The organism is Vibrio sp., assembly GCF_050299255.1.
In the GTDB taxonomy this organism is placed as follows: domain Bacteria; phylum Pseudomonadota; class Gammaproteobacteria; order Enterobacterales; family Vibrionaceae; genus Vibrio.
On record NZ_JBNKVP010000098.1, the window covers coordinates 1 to 10807 of the forward strand.

Annotated in this window: 9 protein-coding genes; 3 read left to right on the forward strand and 6 right to left on the reverse strand. The window is 49.8% G+C overall.

The features are described 5' to 3' along the window. Positions 1-155 precede the first annotated feature (155 nt). The 6 genes from ACQY6F_RS16985 to deoD all read right to left on the reverse strand — a co-directional run bounded on the left by ACQY6F_RS16985 (position 156) and on the right by deoD (position 7331). Positions 156-1286: an HlyD family secretion protein gene (locus tag ACQY6F_RS16985; RefSeq protein ID WP_428776120.1), complete on the reverse strand. Its 1131-nt coding sequence runs from the start codon at positions 1284-1286 to the stop codon at positions 156-158. Continuing rightward, positions 1286-1684 (reverse strand): DUF3302 domain-containing protein, encoded by a 399-nt coding sequence (locus ACQY6F_RS16990; protein WP_428776121.1) that lies wholly within the window; start codon positions 1682-1684, stop codon positions 1286-1288. Before ACQY6F_RS16990 ends, ACQY6F_RS16985 begins: the two co-directional genes overlap by 1 nt. A 233-nt stretch (positions 1685-1917) precedes the next feature. Beyond that, positions 1918-3498, reverse strand: a complete 1581-nt coding sequence (locus ACQY6F_RS16995; RefSeq protein ID WP_428776122.1) for a diguanylate cyclase — start codon at positions 3496-3498, stop codon at positions 1918-1920. Beyond that, positions 3479-4966 carry a hypothetical protein gene (locus tag ACQY6F_RS17000; protein ID WP_428776124.1) on the reverse strand — a complete coding sequence of 496 codons (1488 nt, stop codon included), beginning with the start codon at positions 4964-4966 and terminating at the stop codon, positions 3479-3481. Before ACQY6F_RS17000 ends, ACQY6F_RS16995 begins: the two co-directional genes overlap by 20 nt. 130 nt (positions 4967-5096) lie before the next feature. Then, a complete protein-coding gene (locus ACQY6F_RS17005) occupies positions 5097-6614 on the reverse strand; it encodes a transposase (protein ID WP_428776126.1) in 1518 nt (505 codons plus the stop codon). 6 nt (positions 6615-6620) lie between these two features. Beyond that, entirely contained in the window at positions 6621-7331 is a 711-nt protein-coding gene (gene deoD / locus ACQY6F_RS17010) for a purine-nucleoside phosphorylase (RefSeq protein ID WP_428776127.1), read from the reverse strand. Between the two features lie 358 nt (positions 7332-7689). Between deoD and ACQY6F_RS17015 the strand changes: the two genes are divergently transcribed. From ACQY6F_RS17015 to phrB, 3 genes are all read left to right on the forward strand, one after another. Next, positions 7690-8643, forward strand: a complete 954-nt coding sequence (locus tag ACQY6F_RS17015; protein WP_428776128.1) for a YbgA family protein — start codon at positions 7690-7692, stop codon at positions 8641-8643. Then, positions 8633-9451, forward strand: a complete 819-nt coding sequence (locus ACQY6F_RS17020) for a MerR family transcriptional regulator (RefSeq protein WP_428776129.1) — start codon at positions 8633-8635, stop codon at positions 9449-9451. The genes ACQY6F_RS17015 and ACQY6F_RS17020 overlap by 11 nt, the downstream gene beginning before the upstream one ends. Then, positions 9451-10807, forward strand: a 1357-nt coding sequence (gene phrB, locus ACQY6F_RS17025; protein ID WP_428776130.1) for a deoxyribodipyrimidine photo-lyase, incomplete at its 3' end; no start/stop codon positions are given. The genes ACQY6F_RS17020 and phrB, both read left to right, overlap by 1 nt.

Below are 10807 nucleotides of genomic sequence, written 5' to 3' on the forward strand. Positions count from 1 at the left end.
AGTGATCTCACTGACGCTGTCGCTGAATATTCCCGCTGCCCCGGCCGAAGGCAATGAAGTACGCCGTCTGAACTGGAGCTAAAAAGAAAGCCTGCGGCATTGACACCGCAGGCTTGTATTTAAGTAGCTTGTGCCGTTAATACAGCCACTGTCTGTTAATGGTCCAAATAGAGATAATTCTGCCAGCTCTTCATTCGAATCAGTACTTTTCTCATCACGGATACGTGGTGGAAGTGATCGGAATAGACAGCCACTTCGACCGCCGTACCCAGCGGCAAATCGTATTCTGACAGGTCATCGGTAATCACTAGTTTCGCCAGTACCCGGCCTGAAGTCTGCAGTGCCTGGGTTCCCAATAATGCGCCGCGGGCCTGGAATTGGCTTTCCCCAATGGCAGGAATCACTTCTACTACTTCCCCTTTAAATACACGGCCAGGAATGGCACGAAACAGAAACTCAGCTTCGTAGCCCGGCTTAAGTCTCAGCAGCGAATTCTGCCGAAAAGCCGCGGTATAGTAACGTTGCTCTGAATTGACAAAGGTCATTACCGGAGCCAGCGGGAGTGGCACCGCCATCACGCCAGGACGCAGTGCCAACTGGGTGACAAACCCATCGGTGGGCGCGGTGATAACCGTCTGCTCAAGGTCATATTCAGCCTGACGCAGCTCAGCCAGTAACTGGGCAACCGCCGTGTTCTCTCCGCCGATTTCCGAATCCAGACTCAATTGCGCCTGTTTTACCTGCTGCTCGGCCACTTCGACCGCCGCCTGGGTGGCTTTGTAGGCCTGGCGGGTGTTGTCCAACTGTTGCTCGGTGAAGGCTCCGCGTTCATAACCTCGCCGATAACGCTGGAATTCGCGCTGGGCTTTATCCCGGTCGGCGATCGCTTTGGTTAATGATGCGTTGGCTGAAGTTAAATCCGATTCCAAGCCGAGGGCATCCTGGCTGGCTTCTTTAATCTTGGCCTTGATTTTATCCACCTGGGCTTGAAACGGCACAGGGTCGATCCGGAACAGCACATCGCCCTGTTGCAAAGGTCGGTTTGGTGTGACCGGAACTTCAATCACCCGGCCACGCACGCCCGGTACCACCGGGGTGGTGGTGAAAATCTGGTTGCCGATTTGGGTAAAGGGGTGGTTATAGTTCATTAACAGGATCAGGCTGCCGATCAGTACCACGCCGCCTAAAACTGCCGTTGGCACTGTCCATTTGTTGAGGGGAATACGGAAAATCTTAAATATGGCGACGCAGAGCGCGGTGTAAGTCAAAATGAGTAACAGATCCATTATTTCACCTCGTCATTATCTGATTGGCAGGTTATTTCCGGAGGCATTTTGGGTGCCTGAGGTGAGGCAGTAGACAAGCGAGCCACTTCGGCTTTGAGCTCACTGACCTGTTGGCTTAACTGTTCGACTCTATGATGAATATCATGTTGTTCTTCTTCCAACTTCTGAAACCCCCAGCCGCGTTCTTTGCGCCACAAGGTTGCCCAGATCCATAAAAACGGCCAGAGAACATGCAAGGTAAACAGGCTGACCCAGCCAGCGTAGTGGATAGCGTCCTGGTGGGGATGCTCGCGGCTTTTGGCGATTTCATACGGGATGTCGTGAATGACAATGATGGTATAAAAAATCACCAGTGTGACAAAAATCAGCAAACCGAGGGCAAAGTAGTCGAGAAACATAACTGCGTCCTGTGTTGAATATGGCATTAAATAAAGATCTGGCAGTGCATCGTTTTAACATAGTCACCAGATTGAATATAGCCAAAACAATCAGTTAGTGCACTAACGCTAGTGAATTGATGGCCAAGTAATTGTTGACTGAACTTGATGATAGCTGAGGATAGTAGCGGGGGCACACAGGTATCGCCGGAGCTGCCAGGCTCCGGCGGCCAGTGTATAGAATAAGATAAGAGTTATTCGGTACAGACCTGATTACGTCCGTTGGCTTTAGCCCGGTAGAGGGCTTTATCGGCCCGGTAAAAGGTTCGCTGAGTGTTTTCGCCTTCCCGGTGCAGAGTGATACCGATGCTGACGGTCAGACCGCGTTCTCCGAGGATCTCATGCCAGCCGAACTGATAGATGCGTTCCCGGTAGCATTCGGCGTGAAACTCCGCCTGGGCCAGGTTTTGTTTTTCCAGGATCACCAGAAACTCTTCGCCGCCAAATCTGACACAGGAAGCGCCGCGGAATTTGAAATAGTCCGCCAGTTGCTGGGAAACATTCACAATCGCTTTGTCCCCGACCAGGTGGCTCAGCTCGTCGTTGATCGACTTAAAGTGGTCGATATCTACCACCAGTAAGGCAAAACTCACATCATGCAGCAGCAGGTCTTTCAGTTTGATATCCAGCCAGCGGCGATTGTGCAGACCGGTCAGCGGATCGGTAAAGACATCCTGTTGCAGTTTGGCGACCGCGTTTTTCTGATTCTCGGTTTTTTCTTTCAGCTCCTGGTTTTCCAACTCGGACAAAATCAGTTTTAACTGCAGCTCAAAGCGCGATAGTCGGCGTAACTGATTGGCACCCAGTTCGCCAATCGGGATGCTTTTCAACAGATCGGATTCAATGCGGAAACTGCGTTTTTCAAACTCCAGCGCTTGTTTACAATCGCCTTGCTGTTCGTACAGCTGACTTAAAGCATCAAACAGATTCTTAGCCAGTAGCGGAGAGCTTGAAACCTGAACCCGTTTGCGAGCGCTACGGAGTACCATGTCGGCGATATGATCTTTGCCGACTTCACTCAGACACTTGGCCAGCTCCAGCCGCAACATATTGGACAGCCAGTGCGAATAACGGTTGGATACACTGTATTGTGCGCTTGCCAGCAGGTACAGAGCCTGCCAGCTGTCTCCCTGCAGGCGCTTCAAACGAGCCTGAAACAGGCGAATCTGTCCGGATAACTGTTTGTTGCTGACCAGGATACTCAGCTCTTCGCACTCATTGATAAAGTCGTTTGCCGCGTCGTAGCGTTGCAGTTCAATGTAACAGTTAAGCAGATAAAGCTTATATTTCAGCCGCAGCGAGCGGCTTGAAATCGCATGGTCGATACTGTCGATTTTCTGGTAGAAGCGCAGCGCTCGAGCATAGTCACCATAGGCCGCACACAAGTTCGCCATGCCCAGAATGGACAAAGCGTAGTGGTCGATCTGGCTGTTTTCTACTGCGATAGTGGATGCAGAGATATATTCACTCAGGGCAGCACTGTAGTCACCCTGCTTGGTTAACTGTTTGCTTAGGGTGTTTTTAGTGGTCAGGATCAGATCGGCATGTTGCGGCAACTGCAACAAATCTAACGCTGCACGCAGTTCTTCGATACTTTTCGCGCTTTGACCAATTTCACCGCGAAATTCTGCGCTAATGATCAGGCTCTGTGCCCGTTCGAATGGTGAAGTGGCGACGTGCTGCTTAACGTGATCCCAGAAAATGATCGCTTCTTCGCCCGCCACCGAGGAGGCATCTAAACCGGAATCGGAGATTTTATTGAGTAAATTTTCCATTCTGGCCTTCTCTTAATTGACTCTCTTCTAACTGCTCCAGGGTAAACGGGAAAGTTAAAATATCCTGATAACAGACCTGGGGAAGTGGTCCGTCTATCCCTTTGCGGTGCCAGGGATAGAGCTCGATCATTTTAGCCAGTATGTGGTAGATATCCTCGCCGGAATCATCGGTTTCCGCCAGCAGTAAACCGAGCCGGTCACTGCTGAGTCTTGATAGCAGATCGCGGCTATTGCACATCGAATGGACAAGTTCGGTGCACACTTCCAGGAAATCAGGGTTATCATGCTGAATAGTAATGACGGAATAACTGGCTTTTTTAAGCGCGGTTTTAAACAATACCAGCCGCTCCCACCAGTAAGTTTCGGATACCATCTGGTTGAAGTGATGTTCCGGGTCGTATTCGTGCTGAGCACGCAAGCGGTTAATCAGTTTGCGTGCCCGCTGTTCCAGTTGACCTTTTGAAGCCCTGGCTTTATCCAGGCCAATACGATTGGTCTGTTCTCGCAACATCTGGGCATTGTGGTTGCGGTATTTTCTAAATGCGAACAACGCCGCCTGAAAATCTCCGCTCTCTTCTGCCACCCTGGATTGCTGAAAACAGATTTGTGACAGCAGTTCTCCGTTATCAAACCGGTTAGCAGAACGTTCTGCCAGGCGTAACAACTCAGTGGCTTTTTCGGTGTTCTTTTTTAACAGTTGCAGTCTGGCCCGGCTGATATAGGAATGGGCTTTCATCCACAACAGATCGTGCTTCACTGCCAGTTCGTGCGCTTTGCTGGTAGCCTGCTCGGCGTCGTCGATTCGTTCCAGTCCTAGCAGCGCTAAGCCGCGAAAATCCCAAATCTCAGCCAACCAGGTTTTGTCATCGCTTTCAGTGAGTACGTCCATTGCGCCATCGAGCACCGACAGCATCTCAATGTAGTTGTTCAGCAGGTAGAGGTCCCACGCGAGCAGGATACGGGCTTTGCCCTCCAACCAGCCGATGCGGGCTTTATTGGCCATCGTGACAGCGAGCTCATGAGTACTCTTCGCCAGCAGGTGTTCATTAGTAATTCGCCACACATTGCCTAAACCTATCAGGCACTCGATCTGAATATCGATCTCGTCTACCAGCGCGGATTGTTCCAGAGCGTTTATCCAGAATTGCTGAGCAGAGTAATACTTAGCCTGGCCCCAATAATTCAGGGCATGCATGTGTAGGATCTCCGGTAAACAGAGATCCGTATCCAGTTCATTCAGCTTGTTGTGGGCTTGTTTGATGTATTTGAGACCGTTGCGGTAATCCATCTGATTCCAGCAGCAGCGGGACAGAATAATCAAACATTGGATTTCGCCTTCCAGATAGGATATTTGAGCGGATTTAGCTCCATATTGTTCTGCCAGGGCAAACACGGCTTTTGGGTCAGACTCAATCCGAGCCTTGATTTGCTCTATCTCGTTTTCGAGGAGATGTTGGCTTTTATCCAATGAACTAATCCTTTAACCGCAGGCAAATGATACTTATGTAAAGCTTACTATATGATTTATGGCGATTATATCATCAGCAGGGGTAGAAAAGGCCGCTCTTTTTATTGGTTCAGTTCACACTATACCGAATTCAGGTCAGTAATTCCCTTAATGTCAGAGGTGAATGGGTCAGACCAAGGTTCTGCGCTGCCGTTACGCCATTTTTATCTTGATAGCACAAATTATGCCATGCACGAAAAATATCCAGCATCGGAAGCAAGCCTCCCGGGCGTAACTTGCGACGAGGTTCGTTAATGAAATCGGCAAACAGCAACTGGAATCGCTGTTGATAAAAAACCGTCTGTGAGGTGGTGGCTGTATTAAGCCACTGTTCTGGTTCGCTATTATTTCCGGCTAAGTAGCAAATTCCTTTACTGGCACTGTCTTGAGAAGCAATAGCCCAGCGATCACGCCACCACCCCATGTGCACAATGTCAATTTTGCCGCAACGGTTAGAATCGTCCCAACCCTGATCCTGTTCAACGTACATTAAGTCGACATTTTGACGCTGTATCCGCTTCAGGCATACGCTTAGGGCTGCGGAACGAAGTAAGGGATCTTGCGGCAGGTAGATAGTCACGCGGCGCGAATCATCGCACATACTGAGTACGTGAAGAAAGTGGGCGTAGGAAGTGTAAGGGGGGCGAATCAGCGCCCCTTTTGACGGGTAACGAAATGCCGTCATATTGCCCATAGGATCTTCCACGTTACCGCGGGCCAGAATGGTCTGGTATTTTTGATCAATCCTTTCCCGTAAGTCACTGGCCGGAGGCGGCGCAGCTAAATTGGCCTCTGCACTGAATTCTGGATTCACAAATCGGGCCGGAGAGCGGTAGGGGTCGTGATCAATGCTGCCGGTTGGTATTTCATCGGCAGAGTAGTTGATATGTTGGCAGAGAATGTAGCCGCTACTTGCCTCTCCGGTGGCAATCCAGAACACGCCGTTGTCACTTTGCGGTTGCAACGGCACATAATGGGACGCCAGTTGATAGCTTTTAGCATGGTTTACCCAGCGGGCGTCAAACATAGCCAGTTTACGGCGACAACGGCTGGCAATATGATCAAGGTGGTCGTAAAAGGTTTTGGGGTTGATGGTCAGTTTCCGGCAGATCTCGCGAACGGAGTAGCTCATAAACAGCAGGCCGAGCAGATTTTCCTGAAAGGTGATCTTATGGTTGGTTCCAGACCATTTATCGACAAATGTGCCCTGGCAGGACTTACAGCGGTATCGTTGTCGATCACCACTGAAACCGAAGGCGTGGTAGAGATGTTTATGGGTATGGACGGACAAGCCAAAATTCTCACACTGGTCGTTGCGGCAGGCGGGAAGGCCGTCGCTGTGAACGTGTCTGAGTCGTTGCAGTTCGTCCAGTACATCCTGGTTGTTAAGTAAGGGGGGGAAAGCGCCACACTCGCGGCAAACCATCGCAGGTCGCTTCGGGTTCGCGTGTTGCACCACATATCTGTGGGCATCACTCAATCCAAAGTTATCACACGCCAATGTTTTACAAAAGTTGAGCTGTAAACCCTCAGCTTCCTTTGGCAGTTGGCCTGATGTCACAATCACCCCCTCGGGATTATTCGGGCTACCGGCTCGCGCCGGCAGCATGCGTAACTACATTTTAATTGCGGTTTCCAAGGCCACTGTCATCATTTCATTGAACGATTTTTGACGTTCTTCAGAAGTCAGTTTCTCGCCACGGATAATGTGGTCAGAAACGGTCAGAATAGTCAGCGCTTTAGCACCCAGATCGGCGGCGACGCCGTAGATACCTGCCGCTTCCATATCCACACCCAGAATGCCAAGTTTTTCCATTTTTTCAAATAGTTCTGTCTCTGGGGTGTAGAACAGATCAGCCGAGAACACGTTGCCTACTTTTACCGGAACGTTCTGTTCACGAGCTTGATTGACCGCTGTTTCCAGCAGTTCGAAATCCGCGATAGCAGCAAAATCATGGTTGTTGAAACGGATGCGGTTCACTTTTGAATCGGTTGAAGCACCCATACCGATAACAACGTCCATCAGTTTTACATCATCACGTACGGCACCACAGCTGCCCACACGAATCACGTTTTTCACGCCGTACTCGGCAATCAGTTCATGCACATAGATACAGCATGACGGAATACCCATGCCATGACCCATTACGGAAACTTTCTTGCCTTTGTAGGTACCGGTGTAACCGAACATATTGCGCACGTCACATACTTGTTGGACGTCTTCTAAAAAGGTCTCAGCAATGTATTTGGCTCGTAGCGGATCGCCTGGCATCAGTACCGTTTCTGCGAAATCACCAGGTTGGGCGTTAATGTGAGGGGTTGCCATAGTATTTGCTCCAAAGTTGTCCAGGAATCACAAATATTATTACTAATTTTGTTGATTCACTTAATAGCTGTTGAGGCCATACTATCCCTCAAAACACTCGATCCTTGAGAGTTAGTTCACAAAAAAGTAGCCGAGGTAATAAATTGCCCATGTTGATAACTAAATGTGTTGGAAGTGGATAGGCAATCGTTTTATTGGTGGGGTGAATGTTTTTCTGCGACAAAATATCAGGCTATTGCAGGTAGATAGTCTGCTTGACGAGGTTAATTTGCTCCTCCAGACAAATTTTTTGCCCTCAAGGTGATCCGAACTCGACAAAAAGTTGTACAAAAAAATATTATGTACAGGAGGTGAGAGTATGGACTCGGTATTACCATTAGTCGGTGTCAGCGCCTGTGTCTTGGGAGAGAAAGTCAGGTTTGATTCAGGACACAAGAGAAGTAATTTTGTCAGTAACGAACTCGGCAAGCACTTTCGAATGAAGGCGATCTGCCCGGAGGTGGCCATCGGCCTGCCAGTGCCGAGGCCGACCATTCGTTTGATCTCAGATGAACAGAGGATCAAACTGGTGGAAACCAAAGATGACTCGAAAGATTACACCGACGCCATGACCCGCTATGCCAAGAGCACGGCCGATGCTTTGTCTCAACAGTCGCTTTGTGGCTATATCGTATGTGCCAAGTCGCCGACGTGTGGGATGGAACGGGTCAAGGTATACAAGAAAAACAACGCCGAAAAAGACGGTGTCGGTTTATATACCGAGCAGCTGATGAATCGGATGCCCTGGCTGCCGATAGAGGAAGATGGTCGCCTGAATGATCCGGTTTTAAAGGAAAACTTTATTACTAGGGTGTATTGCTTAGCAGACTTTTATCGCTCCATCGGCCAGGTACCCAGTGCCGGGAAAGTGGTGGCGTTTCATTCCCGCTATAAACTGACTCTGATGGCGCATTGCCCGGAAGCCTATCGTCAGCTGGGTAAGTTGGTCGCCAATATCAAGCAGTATCCTATTGAACAATTTGTTGAACTCTATCGTTTGCAATTGATGGAAGCGATGCGTAATCGCGCCAGTCGCAAGAACAACACCAATGTGTTAATGCACTTGCAGGGCTACTTTAAACGCAGTTTAACCGGTCAACAGAAAGCCGAGCTGAGGCAAGTGATCGACGACTACCGGGTCGGTCTGCTGCCGTTGCTGGCACCAATTACGTTGATTCAACATTATCTGTCCGCCTACCCGGACGACTACCTAAGCAGGCAGAAATACTTAGACCCCTACCCAAGAGAGCTGAGGTTACGCTATGGCCTGTGAAGGCAAATACTACGCGATTCGACAAGTTGCGGAGCTTACAGGAGTGAAACCGGTCACGTTACGAGCCTGGCAGCGGCGATACAATTTGCTTAAACCGCATCGCAGTGAAAAAGGCCACCGTCTCTACAGCCAGCAAGATATTGATACCATAGTAAAGATTCAAAGCTGGCTGGCCAAAGGGGTATCTATCGGCAGGGTTAAAGACCTGCTGAATGCGGATTCGTCTCTGCAGACGGATGAAACCACACCAGTCAGGCTGGATGAGGTTGAGCAGTGCTTGATGGCGGTCAGCCGGTTGGACACCAATAAAGTAGCCAATATCGTCAATACGGTGTTTAAGGAATATCCGCTGCGGCATGTCGAACAGCAATTTATCCTGCCGCTACTCGATACCTTAGAGCAGGTGAAAAGACCGTATCGGGCTTTGCATAAGAGTTTGCTGCACAACCAATTGTTGGTAAAAATTTGGGAAGTGATGCGTGCCGAGACTAAAGCAGCAAGAGGCGCCCCCTGTTTACTGGTCAGCCTGGAGCCCGGATGCCAGGTGTTGGTCTGGTTATGGGCGCTAAACTTAATTGAACAGGGCATGAAAGTCACGGTACTGGAAGGGGTGGATGATCTGTCAGCGCTTGACGGACACCCTGGGTTGGAGCATTACCAGCATCTGGCTCTCTTTGCCAGCCGAACCCTTAATGAGGCGCAGTTATTGATAGCCCACAACTTGGCGGGTCAATACCCGGGTAGAATTTATCTGTCTCAGGTGTTGGAGATGCTGTGTGCTGATGAGATTTTAAATGGAGTAAACTGATGCAGATAGTTTGGTTCAGACGAGATCTGCGCGTCGAAGATAATACCGCGTTGCAGCAGGCCATTGCCAGCGGCGACAGTGTGGTCGCGGTATATATCGCAACGCCGGTACAGTGGGACTTCCACCATTTGGCGCCGGTTCAGGCTGACCTGATATACCGCAGGTTGTCTGTGCTTCAGCAGGATCTGGCGTCGCTAAATATTGAACTGCTCTATTTTGAATGTGACGATTTTGAGGCTGCAGCATCAGAACTGGCCGATTTTGCAGAGCAGAGCAACGCCCAAGGGGTTTGGTTGAATAAAGAGTATGAGCTAAATGAAGTACGCCGCGATCAGCAACTGCAGTGGCAGTTGGCTTCTATTCAGATCGAACTGCATAGTTATGACGACAAGTGCGCCTTTGCGCCAGGCCAGATACTCAACAAGCAGGGGCAGTACTTTAAAGTCTTTACTCCGTTCAAAAAAGCCTATCTGAAACAGTATTACCAGCGGCCACCACAAATCAGCAAGACAGAAGCCGCGCCGGTCTGGGACCATGCGGACCAGTGGCAAGATATCCGTTGGTCTGAGCAGCAGAGCTTCCGCTATCCTCGAGTAACTAGCAACCACTATAGTGTTGATAGCAAAGAAATTTTAACAAAATTACGCCATTTTTGTCATCAGGCAGTGGATGACTATCATCAACAGCGAGATTTTCCTGCACAAGCGGGAACCAGCCAGTTGTCAGCCTATTTAGCCATTGGCGCTTTGTCCGTTCGCCAGTGTATGGTGCGGCTGCATTACCAACACCCGGAGCTTAATCTTGGTCGCCAGACCTGGCTGAGCGAACTGGTTTGGAGAGAGTTTTACCAGCATCTGCTCTATTTTGAACCCAAGCTGAGCCGCGGTGAAAGTTTTCTCCCCTGGGGACAGAATTTGCGCTGGTTAGCTCCGAGCGATGCGCTAACTGCCTGGCAGAAAGGCTGTACCGGTTATCCGATTGTTGACGCCGCAATGCGCCAGTTAAATCAGACCGGTTGGATGCATAACCGGCTCAGAATGGTGGTGGCAAGTTTTTTGACCAAAGATTTACATATCGATTGGCACCATGGAGAAGCTTATTTTATGAGCTGTCTGATTGATGGGGATTACGCCGCCAACAACGGTGGCTGGCAATGGTGTGCATCGACCGGATGCGACGGCCAGCCTTACTTCCGCATCTTTAATCCCATCAGTCAGGGTGAAAAATTTGACCCGGATGGCGCGTTCGTTCGTCATTGGTTACCGGAATTAAGCGAGGTACCAAACCGGTGGATTCATCAACCCTGGCGCTGGGAAGGGTTTGAAACGGTGCGTTACCCCGAGCCGATAGTTGATC

Bases quoted from the DNA above. Each gene is read 5' to 3' on its own strand.
- ACQY6F_RS16985 (WP_428776120.1), bottom strand. From the start codon at position 1,286: ATGGATCTGTTACTCATTTTGACTTACACCGCGCTCTGCGTCGCCATA.
- ACQY6F_RS16990 (WP_428776121.1), bottom strand. From the start codon at position 1,684: ATGTTTCTCGACTACTTTGCCCTCGGTTTGCTGATTTTTGTCACACTG.
- ACQY6F_RS16995 (WP_428776122.1), bottom strand. From the start codon at position 3,498: ATGGAAAATTTACTCAATAAAATCTCCGATTCCGGTTTAGATGCCTCC.
- ACQY6F_RS17005 (WP_428776126.1), bottom strand. From the start codon at position 6,614: ATGCTGCCGGCGCGAGCCGGTAGCCCGAATAATCCCGAGGGGGTGATT.
- deoD (WP_428776127.1), bottom strand. From the start codon at position 7,331: ATGGCAACCCCTCACATTAACGCCCAACCTGGTGATTTCGCAGAAACG.
- ACQY6F_RS17015 (WP_428776128.1), top strand. From the start codon at position 7,690: ATGGACTCGGTATTACCATTAGTCGGTGTCAGCGCCTGTGTCTTGGGA.
- ACQY6F_RS17020 (WP_428776129.1), top strand. From the start codon at position 8,633: ATGGCCTGTGAAGGCAAATACTACGCGATTCGACAAGTTGCGGAGCTT.